We start from the raw sequence: 18,248 nt of genomic DNA on the forward strand, positions 1-18,248 counted from the left end.
TAAAATTATTTGTAAGTTGTAAAATAAGCTAAAAGCACCGCGCCAACAATTATTCTGTACCAGCCCCACGGTTTAAAACCGTATTTTTTAATAACGCCAATAAAACCTTTTATAGCAATAATAGAAACTGCAAAGGCTAATATATTGCCTACAATAAACATTTTTATATTGTCGTTGCTTTGTAGTAAAAGTTCATAACCCTTAAGGCCTGTTTGGTGATAGGTTTTAACAAATACCGAATAAACCGTTACTGCTGCCATTGTAGGCACAGCCAGGAAAAAAGAAAATTCGGCTGCTGTTTCGCGGGTAAGTTTTTGTTGCATACCTCCAATTATAGATGCTGCCGAACGGCTTGTGCCGGGCATCATGGCAAGGCATTGCCAAAAACCTATGGTTACTGCTTTTTTAATGGTGATGTCTTCTTCCTTGTGTATTTGAGGAGTTGTAAAAAAGTTCTCTACAAATAGTAATATTATGCCGCCCACTATTAATACTATTGCAATTGGTATAGGGTCTCCAAGAGCGGAGTCAATCATATCGTCAAATATGTATCCTAATATAAGGGCAGGTACAACTGCGCATGCTAATTTTATATAAAAACCGAGTCTGCTAAAGTCAAAGAACTTTTTCCAGTATAAGGCAACTACCGCCAGTATAGCTCCGAATTGTATAGATACCTGAAAGAGTTTTACAAAATCGTCTTCCTGAATACCATAGTATGAACTTGCAAAAATCATGTGTGCTGTGGACGAGACGGGTAAATATTCGGTAAGCCCTTCAATAATGGCAATGATGATGCTCTGGAAAAAATCCATTTAGTTATTTCTTTTTATTTGTAAAATTTTTAATAGGCTTCTCTTCAGGAAAAGTCTCTCCGTCTGTAGTGTTCTTTACAGCAGGGTTAGGATTTTTAAGAATAGCATAAATAGTAATTCCGAAACCAATAAGTACTACTGTAGGTGCCAGGCGTATTCTTCTGAAATTAAAAATATCTTCCCTAAATACATTGGGGTCATCACTACCTCCGCCAGACATTAATATAAAACCAAGCGCAATAACAGCCAGGCCTATTAAAAGTATTTTATAATTTACCTTTTCAAAAAGAAAATGGGTTTTTATTTCGTTATTGTTTTGCATCGTTTTTTGTTTAAGGTTTAAGGCTTAGAGTAGTTAATAACTGTTGCCTTAAAATATTTTATCTTTTCTACTATCTCAAATCTAACATCTCGATACTCAAATCTAATACAGGTCGTCTGTTCTTAAATTAAGGAATCTCTGCGTTGCAAAAAATGTACTTATTGTTGATATAATAATTCCGAAAGCCATAACACCCGAAAGTACAATTGCGGTAGGAACCCAGTCTTCCCAGATATTAAGTACAGGGAAAGCACCGTCTAAATAATATACAAGCCATATAAGTGCGGCTATTGCAAGAAGGGAGCCTATAACACCTAATTTAATGCCTCTCCATACAAACGGCCTGCGGATAAATGATTTTGTAGCGCCTACCATTTGCATTGTTTTAATTGTAAATCTGTGATTATAAATAGAAAGCCTTAAAGAACTGTTGATTAAAAGCATAGATATAAATACCAGTACACCGCTGATTATTAATATCCAGAAAGTAATTTTTTTAATATTCTCGTTGGCCATCTCTACAAGCATATTGTCGTAGCTAACATCGCCAACATAAGGGTTTGAGCGTAGTTCTACTTCAATTTCTTTTATTTTTTTAGGCTGAACATATTCACCTTTAAGGTGAATATCATAAGAATCCAGTAGCGGATTGCTGTCCAGTAAGGTTTCATAATCGCCAACAATATCCGGATTGTTTTTAGCTGCATCTTCTTTAGAGATGTACTTGTGGTCTTTAATATATTTGGAATTCATAAGCTGAACGCCAAACGCTTCCTTAACGCTGTCTGTTGCTTCCCTTTTAAAATAGACGGTCATAGGAATGTTTTCCTTTACGTGACCGGATATTTTTTCGGTATTAATAACAAACAGTCCTAGTGTGCCCAGCATGGTAAGCACGATAAAGATGCACAGTATTACAGAAAAATAAGAAGAGATCAGGCGTCTTTTCTGGAACTTTTCAAAAGATGGAGCCATAGATTTGATTTTAGCCGTAAAAATAAATAAACTATTTTGTTTATGATAGTTTATAACGGGCAAAGTTTTGACTTTCGTACAATAAGCGTAAATTTGCGTGCCTTTTAACTTTAAGACTTTACAACTTTTGACCGAAAATGAGATATAATCCAAACGAAATAGAGGCCAGATGGCAAAAATACTGGGCTGAAAACGGCACTTTTCGTGCTGAAGATATAACCGATAAACCTAAATATTATGTATTAGACATGTTTCCTTACCCATCAGGGGCAGGGCTGCATGTTGGGCATCCACTGGGTTATATTGCATCAGATATTTATGCACGCTATAAGCGCCATCAGGGCTTTAACGTGCTTCACCCTCAGGGATATGACAGCTTTGGTCTTCCTGCAGAACAGTATGCCATACAAACAGGGCAGCATCCTGCATTGACTACCGAAACTAATATTGCACGTTACCGCGGGCAGTTGGACAGGATAGGATTTTCGTTTGACTGGGACAGGGAAGTACGTACGTCTAACCCGGAATATTACAAATGGACACAATGGATATTTATTCAGTTGTTTAATTCATGGTATAATTTAGAAACCGATAAGGCAGAAGATATACATACCCTGATTGCTAAATTTGAAGCTTACGGAAATGCAGGAGTAAAAGCTGTTAGTGATGATGCTATTGCTGTATTTACTGCAAACGACTGGAAAGGGTATGATGTGAAAGTTAAAGAGCAGATACTACTAAAATACAGGCTTACTTATCTTGCTGAAACCGAAGTGAACTGGTGCCCGGCACTGGGTACAGTACTGGCGAATGATGAGATTGTAAATGGTGTTTCAGAGAGAGGCGGTTATCCGGTTATCCGTAAAAAAATGACACAGTGGAGCATGCGTATTTCTGCCTATGCAGAAAGATTATTGCAGGGGCTTGAAAAAATAGACTGGACGGAATCGCTTAAAGAAAGCCAGCGTAACTGGATAGGAAAATCGGTAGGTGCATCAGTAACATTTAAAGTAAAAGATTCAGGAAAAGGAAAAGGTAAAATGGAGTTTTTGCTTTCGGGCGATGACACCAGTGACTATACTATAGAAGTATTTACCACCAGGCCTGATACCATTTTTGGTGTAACTTTTATGACACTTGCTCCCGAGCATGAACTTGTAGCTAAAATAACAACACCCGAACAAAAAGCAGCGGTAGATGCATATGTTGAAGCTACAGCAAAACGCAGTGAGCGTGAGCGTATGGCTGATGTTAAAACAATATCCGGTGTGTTTACAGGAGCTTATGCAGAGCATCCGTTTACCAAAGAGCCAATTCCGGTTTGGATAGGCGATTATGTGCTTGCGGGCTACGGCACTGGGGCTGTTATGGCAGTGCCTGCAGGAGATCAGCGTGATTACGATTTTGCAAGGCATTTTGATATTGAGATAATAAACATATTTGACGGTGTAGATATTTCTGAAGAAGCTTATGGAGCCAAAGAAAATGTAAAACTTCAGAACTCTGATTTTTTAAATGGACTTGATTATAAAAAAGCTACTAAAAAGGTTATAGAATCGCTTGAAGATATAGGGCAGGGTAATGGTAAAACAAATTACCGTTTGCGTGATGCCGTTTTTAGCCGCCAAAGGTATTGGGGAGAACCATTCCCGGTGTACTATGTTAATGGTATGCCGCAAATGATAGATACCAAACATTTGCCGGTTCGTCTTCCTGATGTAGAGAAATACCTTCCTACAGAAGACGGACAGCCACCATTAGGTAATTCTAAAGAATGGGCGTGGAGTACTATAGAAAATAAGGTTGTAGCTAACGACCTTATAGATAATATAAGTGTGTTTCCGTTAGAACTTAACACCATGCCGGGATGGGCGGGAAGCTCATGGTATTGGTTAAGATATATGGATCCGCACAATGAAGATGCTTTTATAGATCCGAAGGCTGAAGCCTACTGGCAAAATGTAGACTTATATATTGGTGGTAGTGAACACGCAACAGGGCATTTGCTATATAGCCGTTTCTGGAATAAATTTTTAAATGACAGAGGGTATATCCATCAGGATGAGCCTTTTAAAAAGCTTATCAATCAGGGGATGATCCTTGGGATGAGTGCTATGGCTGTTAGAATAAGTTTTGAAGGAGAGCTTAACAAAAAAGTTCCTCCAATATTTATTTCCTCTAAACGATATTATGCTGAGAGAGATGCTGCTTCTCCTGCTTATCGCATACAATTAGATGAAATATTATCTAAATATGTATCTGAAGAAGAGCGTAAAGGCTATAAAAAAATATTTTCTAATGTTCATGTTGATGTATCTTTTGTAAATGCATCTGACGAAATGGATATTGAGGCATTTAAAAAGTGGAGACCGGAATATAATGACGCTATTTTCCTTACAGAAGAGAATGGTAAATATACTGTTGCCCGTGAGGTTGAAAAAATGTCTAAGTCCAAATATAATGTGGTAACACCTGATGATATTTGTGATCAGTATGGCGCTGATACCTTAAGACTTTACGAAATGTTTTTGGGTCCTCTTGAGCAGGCTAAGCCCTGGAATACTGCCGGTATAACCGGAGTGTCAGGCTTTCTGAAAAAACTATGGAAATTGTATTTTGATGATAATGGCCTTATAGTTACTACCAAACCGGCAAGTAAAGAGGCGTATAAAACCCTGCATAAAACAATTAAAAAAGTTCAGGAAGATATAGAGAATTTCTCATTCAATACATCGGTAAGTTCGTTTATGATCGCAGTTAATGAGCTTACAGCTATGAACTGCCATGAGCGCACTATACTTGAGCCGCTTGCAGTGCTTATATCTCCTTATGCACCGCACATTGCAGAAGAATTGTGGCACAGGCTTGGTCATCAGGGCAGCATAGCCCGTGTGCCTTTCCCAATATTCAACCCAGAGCATTTGGTAGAGAGCAGTAAAGAATATCCGGTTTCGTTTAATGGTAAAACCCGCTTTACTATAGAATTGCCTATGGATATGAGCGTAGCAGATATTGAAAAAGCTATTTTAGCTGACGAACGTACTGCACAGCAGCTTAATGGGGGTGCTCCTAAAAAGGTAATAGTTGTGCCGGGAAGAATTATTAATATTGTTATGTAAAGATATTACATAAATATAAAACTGAAAAAGCGGCTTAAATGCCGCTTTTTTTGTCCCAATTATACAATTTTATAATGGTGCCGGTATCGAATTTTGCACCAGTATCCAACAACAATAATATTTTTTACTCATTAATAACGGGTAAAAGCAACTAACAGAATTTTTCTCTATTTTTAATTTAAAATTTTAATAATCAATTTATCAATCACATGAAAAAAATCACACTTACCTTAATAGCCCTGCTTGGGTTTACGGGTGCAATGGTTGCTCAGGAAACTGAAACAACAACCACTACAAAATATGTAAAGCCCGATAATAGAGACCGTTTTAATTTTTATTATGGATTTGGTGTAAATGTTTTAGGGGATTATAAAATGAATGATAAGCTTAAGGCTTCAGGCATGCCTACAATAGCAAGTGCCGCACCTGAGTTTACTTTTGGTGCTAATTATACTCCTTCTGATACCCGTTTTTATCATGACCTGGAGCTGGCGGTGGCCTATATGGATGATAAAACAGAAACAAACAGATTAAGAACATCTGTAGTTTCATTTAAAATAAGGGTTCATTATAAAGCAATTGAAACTGAAAATTTATTTTTATCGGGAGGACTTGATGTGGGGGTTGCTACCACTCTTGTAAATCTTTATTCAAGAGGTAATACTATTGATCTTGATGATCTTAATCCGGCAACTCATACAGGACATATTAATATGTATAGCACACAGTTTTCAGCAGGGCCATCTCTAGCACTTGGTCTTTTCCAGAAAAAGGCTTTTCCTGTTCGTATAAATACAGGTTATAATATTGGTTTTACACGAGGCAAGTGGAAATCTGATTTTGCTAACGTAGCAAATACGGTTAGTGAAAGCGGTTTAGGAAGCTTCTACGCAAAAGTAAGTATTGGATTCTAATCAGGTCTGACAAAATTTCATATAAAGCCAATCTGCAAAGATTGGCTTTAATTTTGCTATATAATTACCACATTAAAATAAAAAAAATGATTGGGTATTATATATTATTAGGATTAATTGCTCTTGTAAGTTTTGCTGTTAGCAGTAAGCTTAAAAGCAAATTTGAATATTATTCTAAAGTCCATTTACGCAACGGTATGAGCGGTGCGGAAATTGCGCAAAAAATGCTTAACGATAACGGAATTTATGATGTTAAGGTTATTTCAACACCGGGACGTCTGACAGACCATTATAACCCTGCCGATAAAACAGTAAACCTTAGTGAAGCAGTATATAATCAGCGTAATGCAGCGGCTGCAGCGGTTGCTGCACATGAGGTTGGGCATGCAGTACAGCACGCTACCGCTTATCAAATGCTAAAACTTCGTTCGCAACTTGTACCTGTAGTTAGTGTAACATCGGGTATGTCTACCTGGATAGTGCTTATTGGTTTAATGCTTGGTGCTGCTGCTAAAATTGGTGCTGGTTATTATATTGCTGTAGCAGGACTCGTACTTATGGGTTTTGCAACATTGTTCAGCTTTATTACATTACCTGTAGAGTATGATGCAAGCAATCGTGCACTGGCATGGCTTAAAAATAAAAATATGCTAAGCCCTCAGGAATATGACGGAGCAGAAGATTCTCTTAAATGGGCGGCTAGAACCTATGTAGTTGCGGCGATAGGCTCGCTGGCAACATTAGTATATTGGGGCCTTCAGGTATTTGGAGGGTCAAGGGATAGATAATCCCTTTCTATATATAGAGTGAAAAATCCGCTTCGGTGTACCGGGCGGATTTTTTTATTGTAATGCAATGATCATTATAAAGAGATGGTTTGAGGCCGTTTTACGCGTTTAATCCTTGCAGGCTTTACCACGCTCTGGCGGGAGCGTCTCGCCTGTGCCATGACGCAAGGGTAATTCTAAAAGTTGATTTGAATGAACAGAGGAACGAGCAAGACGCTTGCGCCGCAGGGGAGAAATAAAATTAAAAAAAACATTGTATAAAAATACTATTTTTGATAAAATATATTTTTATACAATGTACAGAATTTCTACAATTATTTTACTTATTGTGTTTATCTCTTGTAAAGAGGGTGAGAAAAGTAATGACGTTGAAACATCGAAAGATAAAATTTTGGAATACAAAGACCAAGATAAAGATGTGCAGGAACTCATTGATTTAATTAGATGGTTTCGTGATAATAATTATAAAGATTATGTACAAGAAGATGGTGTTTCACGTTACGTAACTTACGATGAAGAAATAACATCTTCTAATTTATATTACAAATCAAAACCTTATAAAATAAGTAAGGCTGATAATTATACATGTGTGTTTTTTGCATACCTCATTAATTTTAATTTTAAAGGAAAAATGGATAAGGAGCAAATCATTAATGTGCCGTTAGCTAAACACAAATATGTAATGATGTACTTTAGAAAAGAATATCAGGATGGTGATGAAAATGTGAACGAACGCATTTTACATGGTAGTGCATCGCCAGATTATTACGAATATTATCCAATAATTTATGATAATAAAAAGGAGTTCATAACTACAGTTACATCATACAATTCATACTGGGGCAATGAGGTTGATTTAAATTTGAAAAGTGATATTTTAAAAGCTTTAAAAGCTGGTAAACTTTTGGAGTAGTCTCCTCCCCGCCACCACACCTACCACGCTGGCGAAAGCGTGTCGCTCGTGTCACAAAGTAAAAAGTCCAAGTGTCATTCTGTCCTAAACACCTTTACCCAGTCTATATACATAGATGATGTTTTTACTTTTGAAGGATCAAGATTGTTAAACATAGTACCGCCAATTGCGAGATTAAGTATTATATGCTGAGGTTTGGCATAAAATTCAGGAATATAATTTTGCCCGGGTTCCGATGCTTGTTTAACAGCTACAATAGTACCGTCCAGCAGATAGGTAAGGCTGTTTTTAGTCCATATTACTTCATACACATGGTAACTGCCTGTAAGATTTTTGCTTGTTGTTATTTCTTCCGATGTAATATCGTCATTTGTTAACGGAATACCGGGTTGGCTGCCGTAAAAATAATTGGTTACATAATTATTTTTGCCACCGGTCGCTTCCAGTATATCAATTTCACCATGAGTAGGCCAGGGGTCTCCATAACTCCAGAAGGCAGGCCACATTCCATAACCTTCAGCAAGTTTTATACGGGCACTTATCCTGATTTTTTGAGTGGATGTTGTAGGAGCAATTTCAAAGTCAGATTCAATTCTTCCTGATGTGTAATCATAGTCTGAAAGTTCATCACTATCGGGTAGTACAGGGCCTGTTACCGTTTCTTGTTTTGCTTTTATTTCAAGTATGCCATTTGTAATTGTCAGATTGTTTGCCTGGTAAAATTGCAACTCGTCATTGTAAGCACCACCTATCCAAATGTTCCAGTTACTTAGATCTGACGAAAAATTATCTTCATAAATTTTGGTATATCCGGAAACTGAAAGTGCGGTCTCATCAAGGTCAAAATCATTTGAGGTACTATTGTCTGTATTATCATTGCCATCACTACAGCCAAGGAGCATTAGCAACCATGATAATAAGGGCAGTGCCTGTTTGTAGTGTAGCATAATTGTCTTTTTTATTGAAACGCTGATTGTGCTAAAAATTGTGTTATAGTTGTATCTGCCTTTCTATCTGCTGTTCCAGCGAAATAAAAGTTTCTGTACGCGATACTCCGGCAATTGGCTGTATTTTATGATTAAGCAGCTGCATAAGATGTTCATTATCCCTGCAGATTATTTTAATGAGAATAGACCAGTTTCCGGTAGTGTAATGACATTCGAGCACTTCAGGTATTTTACGCAGTTCTTTAACGGCTTCTGGGTTGCTGGCTGCTTTTTCCAGATAAATGCCTACAAATGCCATAGTGCTGTACCCTAAAACTTTTGTGTTTACTATAAATTTTGAGCCTGCTATAACTCCCGCCTGTTCAAGTTTGCGTAATCTTTGGTGTATAGCCGCGCCGGATATGCCAATTTTTCCTGCAATTTGCAGGATAGGTTTACGGGCATCTTCCATAAGGTAGCGTAGAATTTCTTTATCTATGCCATCTATTTCTATTTGTAAGGAATTTATTTTCATGCTTTCATTTTATAATCAAATATACTGTTTTGAATTATAATAAGTAAGTAAAAAACAAAACCTTCCCGTTAAAAGGAAGGTTAAGCAAAATTGGGTTAGTTATTGAAGTTTTAGCTGGCTACATTATTGATATTGTATCCCATGTAGCTGCCTTGTTTTTCATGAAAAACAACCCCAAACTCTTCAAGTTCTTTAAGTATAGGTAAGTAAACTTCTTTGTTTATAGGTAATTGTACTCCCGGAGTGTTAATGTTTCCGTTAAGTATTTGTAATGCGGCTATGGCTACAGGCAGGCCAACAGTTTTAGCCATTGCTGTATAGGTTTGGTCTTCACCCAAACATACCATAGTAGCGTCTATCTGATGTCTTTCGCCAAAAAGCTCATATCCTATTTTATGATACATGACTATCATGTCTTTATCGTCCGGGCCTAATGTCCATCTGTCCGATAATATTTTCTCTAATATCTGTGCAGGGGTGGCATTATGAAGGCCTACTATTTTATTAGGATTAAACAGGTCAAGATCGACAAGTTTTTCCCACTGGTTATCATCCTGATCAATGTTTAATATATGTCTTAATTTAAGCTCTACAGAATCGGTAGGATGATATGGCAGGAAAGAATTTGTAAAATCCCTGTAGCTCATGGTTTCAGAGTTTTCCATTATATAAGTATCATCTGTCATACCCAGCTGAACAAACATATTCCATGATTTAGAAAAACCTACTCTTCTTAATGTTCCGCGATATAAAGTAAGTGCATCATCAAGCCCATAAATGCTTCTGTACTTTAATGAGTCGCGGTTGGCGTAGCCTTCAAAACGGCCATAACCTTCTACATCCATAAATTCTGTACGGCGGAAAAGCTTGTTATAAGGTATATATTTATAGGTGCCTTCCTGAATAAATTTTGCAGTTCCTCCCTGACCGGCAAGTACTACGTTACGCGGATTCCACGTGAACTTATAGTTCCATAGGTTGTTATCACTTTCAGGGGCTACTAATCCGCCGCAAAAAGATTCAAATAAAAGTATTTTTCCTCCTTTATTACGAATATCATTAATAATTTTCATGGCACTCATATGGTCTATTCCCGGGTCCAGACCAATCTCATTCATAAAAACCAGATTATTTTCTTTTACCTGTGCATCAAGGTCCTGCATAGCAGGGCTTATATAGGAAGCGGTAACCATATGTTTACGATAAGTAATACAATCTTTGGCTACTTCAAAATGAAGATGCGCCGGAAGCATAGATATTATTATATCGGCTTTACTTATTTCCTCTTTTCTTTGTTGTTCATTAAATATATCAAAAGCAATTGCTGTAGCTCGCTCGTGTCCTTTGGTTTTGCGCTGTGCCAGTTCAACTGACAGGTCGCCTATAGTAAGGTGCAGGTTTTCAGATTCTGATTTGTTAAGCAGATAGTCAATAAGTGACGATGCTGAACGGCCGGCCCCGATGATTAATATATTTCTCATAGCAGTGATGTAATTATCACACGAAAGTAATAATATGTTATATTTATAAAAAATTTTATAAGATAAAATTTATAGAAGTTTCTAATTTTACGTCAGTATTATAATTATGAATAGAAAAATTATTGCAATAGCTGCTGTATTGGGTGCTGTTGCCATTGTACTTGGTGCTTTTGGAGCACATGGACTTAAAAACCTTATTTCTGTGGAATCTCTGTCAGTTTTTGAAACAGGGGTAAAATATCAAATGTATCATGCCTTGTTTTTACTTTTTCTTGGCAGTACATCATTAGTATCTGATAAGGTGAAAAATATCATTCTGAAACTGGTAGTTGCAGGAGTGGTGTTTTTTTCAGGATCTGTTTATTTTTTAGCATGTAATGTGCTTTTTTCTTTCGACTTTAAGAAAATTGGTATTATTACTCCCATTGGAGGATTACTATTAATAGCGGCCTGGGTTACCTTATTTTTACATTTAATTAAACAAAAGCGATAATTTTTTTGTAAATTGATACGTTGTAAAAAAAATATTTTTACTTTTGTGCTTTGTAACAATGCAACTTATATCTAAAAGTATGGATAATTACGGCCTTTCTACGAAAACGATTTCGTTGGAAAACTTAGGAATAAAAAATGCTAATGTGAGATATCAGTTAACTCCGGATGAGTTACATGATATTACGATTGAAAAAGGCCAGGGTGTTGAGAGCGATACAGGTGCACTTGCTATCAATACAGGTGAGTTTACCGGAAGGTCGCCCCAGGATCGTTTCATTGTCCGCGATAGTATTACTGAAGATAAAGTATGGTGGGGAAATATAAATATCCCATTTGATAGTGCTAAGTTTGATGCACTATATAATAAAGTAACTGACTACCTTTCTAATAAAGAGGTTTTTGTACGCGACAGTTATGTTTGTGCAGATGAAGATTACAGGCTTAATGTAAGAGTGGTAACAGAATATGCATGGTCTAACCTGTTTTGTTATAATATGTTCCTTCGCCCTGATGAATCTGAACTTGATGATTTTGTGGCTGACTGGCATGTTGTATGCGCACCGGGTTTTATGGCAGATCCTGCAGTAGACGGTACACGTCAGCATAATTTTGCTATACTTGACTTTACAAGAAAAATTGCTCTTATAGGAGGCACAGGATATACCGGTGAAATGAAGAAAGGAATTTTTTCAGCGCTTAATTTTATCCTTCCTGTAGATAAAAATACTTTACCAATGCACTGTAGTGCAAACGTGGGAGAAAAAGGAGATACTGCTATTTTCTTTGGTCTTTCAGGTACTGGTAAAACCACGCTTTCTGCAGATCCTGACCGTAAGCTTATTGGTGACGATGAGCACGGATGGACTAACGAAAATAGTGTGTTTAACTTTGAAGGCGGCTGTTATGCTAAGGTGATCAATCTTACCGAAGAAAATGAACCGGACATCTTCAGAGCTATTAAAAGAGGAGCGATCCTTGAAAATGTGATATTTAAAGAGGGTACTAATGAGGTTGATTTTGAGGATGTATCTATTACTCCTAATACACGTGTTAGTTATCCTATTTACCATATAGATAATATACAGCCGGGCTCGGTAGGACATAATCCTAAGAATATTTTCTTTTTGAGCGCAGATTCATTTGGTATTCTGCCTCCAATTTCTAAGTTAACACCTGGTCAGGCAGCTTATTATTTTATTTCCGGTTACACTGCAAAAGTAGCAGGTACCGAGGCCGGAGTAAACGAACCGCAGCCTAACTTCTCTGCTTGTTTCGGGGCGCCGTTTATGCCGCTTCACCCTGCAAAATATGCAGAAATGCTAAGCAGTAAAATGAAAGAAGCCGGAGTTAATGTATGGCTTATAAACACAGGCTGGACCGGTGGGGCTTATGGTACGGGACACAGAATGAAACTTAAGCTTACAAGAGCTATGATTACAGCTGCTCTTAATGGTCAGCTTGATAATGTAGAGTATAAAAACCATAAGGTGTTTGGCCTTGCAATACCACAAACCTGCCCGAATGTTCCGGATGAAGTACTTAATCCGAGAAATACATGGGAAGATAAAGATGCTTATGATGCTAAAGCCCTTGAACTGGCTGAAGCATTTAAAAATAATTTTGCAAAATTTGAAGAATTTGCAAATGAAGAAATTATGTCCGGCGGACCGTTGGCATAATGTGAATTTTAGAATAGATGTTTTTTGGAAAGAAGGCTGTCTCAGAAATGGGGCAGCTTTTTTGTTTTAATTGACAGCACAATTTTTATTGTTGGGTGATAAGTAGATGCCAATTTTCAGAAATAAAAAAGCCGCTCATTAAGCGGCTTTTTGTATATAAAGTAGTTTTTTATTTTTCCTTATTAACTTTAAGTATGTATTTTTCTAATGCCATTGTCATAGAAGGAGTGTCTGGTGTTGGAGCCATAATATCCACTCTTAAATCATTGTCCAGTGCCTCTTTTTGAGTTGTACTTCCAAAAACAGCTATACGGGTGTTGTTTTGCTGGAAATCAGGAAAATTTTTAAATAATGATTTTATTCCTGTCGGGCTAAAGAAAACAAGTACATCATAGTACACATCTTTAAGGTCACTAAGGTCGCTCATTACTGTTTTATAAAATGTTCCGGGAGTCCAGTCTATCTTTAAAGCATCAAGTGTTTGAGGTATATCAAAGTTTAGCTGATCTGATGCGGGTAAAAGAAATTTCTCGTCTTTGTATTTTTTAATAAGAGGAGCCATATCGGCAAAATCTTTCTGTCCTACATATATTTTTCTCTTACGGTACACCACATATTTTTGTAGATAAAAGGCAATAGCCTCACTCTGGCAAAAGTATTTAAGTGTTTCAGGCACTTTATAGCGCATTTCTTCTGCAACGCGAAAAAAATTATCTATTGAATTTTTACTCGTAAGGATTACAGCTGTGTAATTGTTAAGGTCTATTTTTTGAGCCCTGACGTCTTTAGCGCTTACGCCTTCAACGTGGATAAATGGCCTGAAATCAACCTTTACTTTTAGTTTTTGCTGAATTTCGAAGTATGGTGAATTTTCTACTTTAGGCTCCGGTTGCGAAACCAAAATTGTTTTCACTTTCATATTTGACATGTTCTATACTAACTGTTTGTAAACCAATAATACATGAAATAATAGGGTGCTATTTCAAGAGTGCAAAGATACAAAATAAAATAGAATAATTTGCCTAGTATCAAGTTTTGATAAATCCTTAATGAAACCAGGTATGAAGCGACACTCGCTGCTATAATTAACCCTATAATTATATATATCACAACGGGGTGTTGCGAGGTATTGTAAAATAAGAAAATGTTTACAGGTAAAAGCAGCAGGCCTATATAGGTTCTGTAATTTACTTTATGCAGGTTAAAGAGTTCGTTAAACTCCTCAATATTAAAGGATGTGGCAATAATTTTCTCGATAAGGTACTTAGATAATATAAAAACGCCTATAAGTGTAAAGATCTGTATAAAGGCTACCCAGCTTGTTTTTTCTACAATACCAAAGTAGCTTAAAAGAAACTGGATTAAAAAAGTAAATGATATTACCTGAATGAAAAAAAAAGAAATAGTAAACCAGCTTAACATATTGCCGCTGTCTTTATATATCTTAGTATATTTATCTGATACGGCAAGTTTTATAAATTCAGAAAATCGTGTTTCAAATATATTGCGGTTAATGGCAATAATGGCAAAACAGGCTACAAATACCAATGTTGCCCAGTCTTTTCCGCTTGCTATTCTTTCGCTATAAACAAGTTCCATCATGCTGCAAAATTAGTGTTTTTTGCATTCTCTTATTTTAATTATAATTTAATTATGTGTGAAGCGTTAGAAATACATTATTTTTGCACCAAAATTCACGGCATCACATGAGCGAAGGCATAGTTATAATACCAACTTATAACGAAATTGAGAATATAGAATCTATTATCAGGGCAGTTTTTCTGGTTGATACGGCTTTTGATGTGCTTATCGTGGATGATAATTCACCGGACGGTACTGCTGATAAAGTTAAAGAACTGCAGGCTGAATATGCAGGCAGGCTTTTTCTGGAAGTGAGAGCAGGAAAATCCGGTCTGGGTACGGCTTACGTACATGGCTTTAAATGGGCAATAAATCGAAAATACGAATATATTTTTGAGATGGATGCCGATTTTTCACACAATCCGCAGGATCTGGAGAAGCTTTATAATGCATGTGTTAAAGGAGCGGATATGGCTATAGGGTCCAGGTATGTAACAGGGGTTAACGTGGTAAACTGGCCTCTTAACAGGGTACTTATGTCTTATTATGCTTCAAGTTATGTGAGATTAATTACCGGTATGACAATAAGAGATGCTACGGCAGGATTTATTTGTTATAGGCGAAAAGTTTTGGAAAGCATTAATCTTGACAGGATTAAGTTTGTAGGTTATGCTTTTCAGATAGAAATGAAATACCGTGCGCATGCTAATGGCTTTAATATTGTAGAAGTGCCTATAATTTTTACTGACAGGACAAAAGGAGAATCAAAAATGAGTAATGCTATCATTAAAGAAGCTATCTTTGGGGTAGTGGCGCTACGAATAAAACGAATGCTAAACAGACTTTAGGAAAGAATAAATGAACAGGATTTTAATTAAGAATGCCAAAATCGTTAATGAAGGGTCGATTTTTGAAGGTGACCTTTTGATTGAAGATAAATTCATCAGGGAAATCGCGGAAAATATCAGCGCAAAATCTTCTGACGTAATAATTATTGATGCAGAGGGAAATTTTCTTATACCGGGTGCAATTGATGACCAGGTACATTTTCGCGAACCGGGACTAACTCATAAAGGTACAATTGAGACCGAATCACGTGCTGCTGTAGCAGGCGGCATAACTTCGTTTATAGAACAGCCTAATACGGTTCCAAATGCGGTAACGCAGGAGCTTTTAGAACAAAAGTATCAAAGGGCTTCAGAAACATCATATGCCAACTATTCATTTATGATGGGTGGTACAAACGATAATCTGGAAGAAGTGCTGAAAACCAACCCGAGAAATGTTGCAGGTATTAAACTTTTCCTTGGGTCATCTACAGGTAATATGCTTGTGGATGATGAGGAAGTACTGGAAAAAATATTTTCAAGTACAAAAATGCTTATTGCTGCACATTGTGAAGATGAAGCCACAATTCGTGAAAATCTTGCAAAGTATAAAGAAGAGTATGGCGATGATATTCCTGTAAAATTTCATCCGCTTATCCGAAGTGCGGAAGCTTGTTATATATCTTCCTCAAGAGCTGTAGAGCTTGCTAAAAAAACAGGCGCGAGGTTGCATGTATTCCATGTATCAACAGCCAAAGAAACCAACCTGTTTACTAACAAGATCCCTCTTGAAGATAAAATGATAACTGCAGAGGTGTGTGTACACCACCTTTGGTTTAGTGATGCTGATTACGAGAAAAAAGGTGCATTTATTAAATGGAATCCTGCTGTGAAAACGGCTGAAGACCGTCAGGCATTATGGCAGGCGTTGCTTGATGACAGGATTGATGTAATAGCAACAGATCATGCGCCTCATACACTTGATGAAAAAAATAACCCTTACACAAGCTCACCTTCAGGAGGGCCGCTGGTTCAGCATGCTGTAGTAGCCATGTTCGAGGCTTATCATCAAAATAAAATATCTGTAGAAAAGATTGTAGAGAAAATGGCACACAATCCTGCTAAGATATTTAAAATTGAAAAAAGAGGTTTTATAAAAGAAGGTTACTATGCCGATCTTGCTATTGTTAATCCCGGATTACCGTGGAATGTAAAAAAAGAGAATATACTTTATAAATGTGGATGGTCGCCATTTGAAGGTGTTAATTTCAAATCGAGGATAACCCATACATTTGTAAACGGATCTTTAGTATATAATAATTTTAAAGTAAAAGATATTCGCTGCGGGGAAAGACTTTTATTTGAAAGAGAATAATTCTGTAATGAATAGGATAGCATTATTTTTAGCATTATTTGTATTTTTAGCATGTAAAAAAGAAGCTGCTGAAAAACCTGAACATATGCTTACTGAAGACCAGATGGTAGATATTTTATATGATATTACCATGCTTCAGGCAGTAAGGTCTTTTCAGCCGCAGGTAATTGATAATAATAATGTAAATCCTAAAAAGTATATATACCTTAAGCATAACATTGACAGCCTTACTTTTGCTCAAAATAATATTTGGTATGCTTCTGACTTTGATAAGTATGAAAAAATTCAGAACAGGGTAGCAGAGAGAATAAAAAAAGAAAAAGAGGACATGGTTCCTAAAAAAGATACTGCGGCAGTAAAAAAAGATTCTGTAAAACTTAAAAAATCTGAAATTCCCGGTGCCGAAGCTAAAAGGGATAGTTTTCGGAAAGCTGCTTTAGATAGGGTAAAACATCGTAGAAACTAAAGTTAAGCGTCTCTTTTATTTTTTTATTACTATATATGTCCTGAATATGCGATGATTTTGCCATTGTACGGGTAAGCTTTCTTTTTTGGCGCAATAGTTTAGATAATAACCAGTCTATCCTCCAGGCAACAGATGTCATTAAAGGCGATGCATATATAAAAGGCTCTGCTTTGTTCATGCCTTTTGCAATAGTATCCAGCATATCTTTAAATGATATATTATCGGCTACAAGGGTAAAGCGCTCACCATTTATATTGGTACTCATCAGGCTAATCATAGCTTTTACAACATCTTCTACAGCTACAATGCCACACATGCCTTTAGTATAAAAATACTGGCCGTTTTTTACGGCTTTAAAAATGCTTCCGCTGCCGTTATTTGGATACCCCGGCCCGAAAATAATTCCAGGGTTTACAATAACTACATTAAGACCTTCCTGCCAGGCACGCCAAACTTCCATTTCAGCGCCATATTTACTAATGGCATAATCGCTGTGCCTTACTTCAGGATTCCATTCTGTTTCTTCTGTAATAGGTTCATTTTCTTTCGGGTCGCCCAGTGCAGCTATAGAACTTACATGGCAAAACTTTTTTACACCAAAATCTAATGCACAGTTTACCATATTAGCAGTGCCTTCAATATTAATCTTTCGCATAATATCTTCGTCAGCAGGTTCAAAAGAGATATATGCGGCGCAATGGTAAACAGTATCAATTCCTATGAATGCTTCTTCCAGTGAAGGGATATCGGTTATATCTCCTTTAACCCATTCGATATTTTCAAATAATGAAGGATTGATGCGGGTAGTATAAATGCGGGTTTTGTTTAATGATTCTTCGCTGCGGTATAAAGCACGTACCTTTTGCCCATTTCCTGCTAATTGAAGCAGTAAATGTGCACCTACTAATCCTGTTCCGCCGGTTATTAATATCATTATAGCAAAAGTACATTTTGTGTGCATTAAAATTGCACTTCAAATGCAATAAAATGTGCTAAAATTCACTAAAAGCATATTTTCAATGAAAAAAATGCGATTT

17 protein-coding genes and 1 pseudogene are annotated in these 18,248 nt (G+C 36.7%); 9 read left to right on the plus strand and 9 right to left on the minus strand.

All coding sequences use genetic code 11. The features are described from left to right. Window positions 1-5: 5 nt before the first annotated feature. The 3 genes and pseudogenes from NHE85_RS07865 to NHE85_RS07875 all read right to left on the minus strand — a co-directional run bounded on the left by NHE85_RS07865 (window position 6) and on the right by NHE85_RS07875 (window position 2,112). On the minus strand, window positions 6-815 hold the full coding sequence (locus tag NHE85_RS07865) for an undecaprenyl-diphosphate phosphatase (protein ID WP_252811375.1): 810 nt from the start codon (window positions 813-815) through the stop codon (window positions 6-8). Window positions 816-903: 88 nt separating this feature from the next. Continuing rightward, window positions 904-1,137, minus strand: a pseudogene (locus tag NHE85_RS07870) (DUF3098 domain-containing protein); the annotation flags it as partial. A 102-nt stretch (window positions 1,138-1,239) separates the two neighbouring features. Continuing rightward, window positions 1,240-2,112, minus strand: a complete 873-nt coding sequence (locus NHE85_RS07875; RefSeq protein ID WP_252811377.1) for an ABC transporter permease — start codon at window positions 2,110-2,112, stop codon at window positions 1,240-1,242. Between the two features lie 137 nt (window positions 2,113-2,249). Here NHE85_RS07875 and NHE85_RS07880 point away from each other — a divergent pair, with 137 nt between their 5' ends. The 4 genes from NHE85_RS07880 (at window position 2,250) to NHE85_RS07895 (ending at window position 7,846) form a co-directional block, all read left to right on the plus strand. Further along, window positions 2,250-5,231, plus strand: a complete 2,982-nt coding sequence (locus tag NHE85_RS07880) for a leucine--tRNA ligase (RefSeq protein ID WP_252811379.1) — start codon at window positions 2,250-2,252, stop codon at window positions 5,229-5,231. A gap of 209 nt (window positions 5,232-5,440) precedes the next feature. Further along, complete coding sequence (locus NHE85_RS07885) at window positions 5,441-6,145, plus strand: hypothetical protein (RefSeq protein WP_252811381.1); 705 nt, start codon at window positions 5,441-5,443, stop codon at window positions 6,143-6,145. An 86-nt stretch (window positions 6,146-6,231) separates the two neighbouring features. After that, window positions 6,232-6,933: a zinc metallopeptidase gene (locus NHE85_RS07890; protein WP_252811383.1), complete on the plus strand. Its 702-nt coding sequence runs from the start codon at window positions 6,232-6,234 to the stop codon at window positions 6,931-6,933. A 295-nt stretch (window positions 6,934-7,228) separates the two neighbouring features. After that, window positions 7,229-7,846: a hypothetical protein gene (locus tag NHE85_RS07895; protein WP_252811385.1), complete on the plus strand. Its 618-nt coding sequence runs from the start codon at window positions 7,229-7,231 to the stop codon at window positions 7,844-7,846. Between the two features lie 74 nt (window positions 7,847-7,920). Here the strand turns inward: NHE85_RS07895 and NHE85_RS07900 are convergent, their stop codons facing one another. The 3 genes from NHE85_RS07900 to NHE85_RS07910 form a co-directional block, all read right to left on the minus strand. After that, entirely contained in the window at window positions 7,921-8,793 is an 873-nt protein-coding gene (locus NHE85_RS07900) for a family 16 glycosylhydrolase (RefSeq protein ID WP_252811387.1), read from the minus strand. Between the two features lie 43 nt (window positions 8,794-8,836). Then, window positions 8,837-9,307, minus strand: coding sequence for an Lrp/AsnC family transcriptional regulator (locus NHE85_RS07905; protein WP_252811389.1), 471 nt, complete (start codon window positions 9,305-9,307; stop codon window positions 8,837-8,839). A 110-nt stretch (window positions 9,308-9,417) separates the two neighbouring features. Continuing rightward, window positions 9,418-10,788: a saccharopine dehydrogenase family protein gene (locus NHE85_RS07910; RefSeq protein ID WP_252811392.1), complete on the minus strand. Its 1,371-nt coding sequence runs from the start codon at window positions 10,786-10,788 to the stop codon at window positions 9,418-9,420. 106 nt (window positions 10,789-10,894) lie between these two features. Between NHE85_RS07910 and NHE85_RS07915 the strand changes: the two genes are divergently transcribed. Next, window positions 10,895-11,281 carry a DUF423 domain-containing protein gene (locus NHE85_RS07915; protein WP_252811394.1) on the plus strand — a complete coding sequence of 129 codons (387 nt, stop codon included), beginning with the start codon at window positions 10,895-10,897 and terminating at the stop codon, window positions 11,279-11,281. A gap of 79 nt (window positions 11,282-11,360) precedes the next feature. Then, on the plus strand, window positions 11,361-12,962 hold the full coding sequence (gene pckA / locus NHE85_RS07920) for a phosphoenolpyruvate carboxykinase (ATP) (protein WP_252813287.1): 1,602 nt from the start codon (window positions 11,361-11,363) through the stop codon (window positions 12,960-12,962). A gap of 169 nt (window positions 12,963-13,131) precedes the next feature. On the opposite strand, the gene NHE85_RS07925 is transcribed toward pckA, so the two are convergent. Beyond that, window positions 13,132-13,881 (minus strand): uroporphyrinogen-III synthase, encoded by a 750-nt coding sequence (locus NHE85_RS07925; RefSeq protein ID WP_252811396.1) that lies wholly within the window; start codon window positions 13,879-13,881, stop codon window positions 13,132-13,134. A 17-nt stretch (window positions 13,882-13,898) separates the two neighbouring features. Further along, on the minus strand, window positions 13,899-14,564 hold the full coding sequence (locus NHE85_RS07930) for a DUF4271 domain-containing protein (protein WP_252811398.1): 666 nt from the start codon (window positions 14,562-14,564) through the stop codon (window positions 13,899-13,901). Between the two features lie 104 nt (window positions 14,565-14,668). Here NHE85_RS07930 and NHE85_RS07935 point away from each other — a divergent pair, with 104 nt between their 5' ends. The 3 genes from NHE85_RS07935 to NHE85_RS07945 are packed head-to-tail and all read left to right on the plus strand — an operon-like array spanning window position 14,669 to window position 17,211. Next, window positions 14,669-15,391 carry a polyprenol monophosphomannose synthase gene (locus tag NHE85_RS07935; protein WP_252811400.1) on the plus strand — a complete coding sequence of 241 codons (723 nt, stop codon included), beginning with the start codon at window positions 14,669-14,671 and terminating at the stop codon, window positions 15,389-15,391. A gap of 10 nt (window positions 15,392-15,401) precedes the next feature. Next, window positions 15,402-16,745: a dihydroorotase gene (locus NHE85_RS07940; RefSeq protein ID WP_252811402.1), complete on the plus strand. Its 1,344-nt coding sequence runs from the start codon at window positions 15,402-15,404 to the stop codon at window positions 16,743-16,745. 7 nt (window positions 16,746-16,752) lie between these two features. Further along, window positions 16,753-17,211 carry a DUF4296 domain-containing protein gene (locus tag NHE85_RS07945; RefSeq protein WP_252811404.1) on the plus strand — a complete coding sequence of 153 codons (459 nt, stop codon included), beginning with the start codon at window positions 16,753-16,755 and terminating at the stop codon, window positions 17,209-17,211. Here NHE85_RS07945 and NHE85_RS07950 read toward each other — a convergent pair. Next, on the minus strand, window positions 17,153-18,145 hold the full coding sequence (locus NHE85_RS07950) for an NAD-dependent epimerase/dehydratase family protein (RefSeq protein WP_252811406.1): 993 nt from the start codon (window positions 18,143-18,145) through the stop codon (window positions 17,153-17,155). The two genes, NHE85_RS07945 and NHE85_RS07950, sit on opposite strands and share 59 nt — an antisense overlap. Window positions 18,146-18,248 lie beyond the last annotated feature (103 nt).

The organism is Flavobacterium sp. NRK1 (assembly GCF_024054175.1).
Lineage (GTDB): Bacteria > Bacteroidota > Bacteroidia > Flavobacteriales > Flavobacteriaceae > Flavobacterium.

Bases quoted from the DNA above. Each gene is read 5' to 3' on its own strand.
- NHE85_RS07935 (WP_252811400.1), top strand. From the start codon at position 14,669: ATGAGCGAAGGCATAGTTATAATACCAACTTATAACGAAATTGAGAAT.
- NHE85_RS07875 (WP_252811377.1), bottom strand. From the start codon at position 2,112: ATGGCTCCATCTTTTGAAAAGTTCCAGAAAAGACGCCTGATCTCTTCT.
- NHE85_RS07945 (WP_252811404.1), top strand. From the start codon at position 16,753: ATGAATAGGATAGCATTATTTTTAGCATTATTTGTATTTTTAGCATGT.
- NHE85_RS07890 (WP_252811383.1), top strand. From the start codon at position 6,232: ATGATTGGGTATTATATATTATTAGGATTAATTGCTCTTGTAAGTTTT.
- NHE85_RS07915 (WP_252811394.1), top strand. From the start codon at position 10,895: ATGAATAGAAAAATTATTGCAATAGCTGCTGTATTGGGTGCTGTTGCC.
- pckA (WP_252813287.1), top strand. From the start codon at position 11,361: ATGGATAATTACGGCCTTTCTACGAAAACGATTTCGTTGGAAAACTTA.
- NHE85_RS07910 (WP_252811392.1), bottom strand. From the start codon at position 10,788: ATGAGAAATATATTAATCATCGGGGCCGGCCGTTCAGCATCGTCACTT.
- NHE85_RS07950 (WP_252811406.1), bottom strand. From the start codon at position 18,145: ATGATATTAATAACCGGCGGAACAGGATTAGTAGGTGCACATTTACTG.
- NHE85_RS07885 (WP_252811381.1), top strand. From the start codon at position 5,441: ATGAAAAAAATCACACTTACCTTAATAGCCCTGCTTGGGTTTACGGGT.
- NHE85_RS07900 (WP_252811387.1), bottom strand. From the start codon at position 8,793: ATGCTACACTACAAACAGGCACTGCCCTTATTATCATGGTTGCTAATG.
- NHE85_RS07895 (WP_252811385.1), top strand. From the start codon at position 7,229: ATGTACAGAATTTCTACAATTATTTTACTTATTGTGTTTATCTCTTGT.
- NHE85_RS07925 (WP_252811396.1), bottom strand. From the start codon at position 13,881: ATGAAAGTGAAAACAATTTTGGTTTCGCAACCGGAGCCTAAAGTAGAA.
- NHE85_RS07865 (WP_252811375.1), bottom strand. From the start codon at position 815: ATGGATTTTTTCCAGAGCATCATCATTGCCATTATTGAAGGGCTTACC.
- NHE85_RS07905 (WP_252811389.1), bottom strand. From the start codon at position 9,307: ATGAAAATAAATTCCTTACAAATAGAAATAGATGGCATAGATAAAGAA.
- NHE85_RS07930 (WP_252811398.1), bottom strand. From the start codon at position 14,564: ATGATGGAACTTGTTTATAGCGAAAGAATAGCAAGCGGAAAAGACTGG.
- NHE85_RS07940 (WP_252811402.1), top strand. From the start codon at position 15,402: ATGAACAGGATTTTAATTAAGAATGCCAAAATCGTTAATGAAGGGTCG.
- NHE85_RS07880 (WP_252811379.1), top strand. From the start codon at position 2,250: ATGAGATATAATCCAAACGAAATAGAGGCCAGATGGCAAAAATACTGG.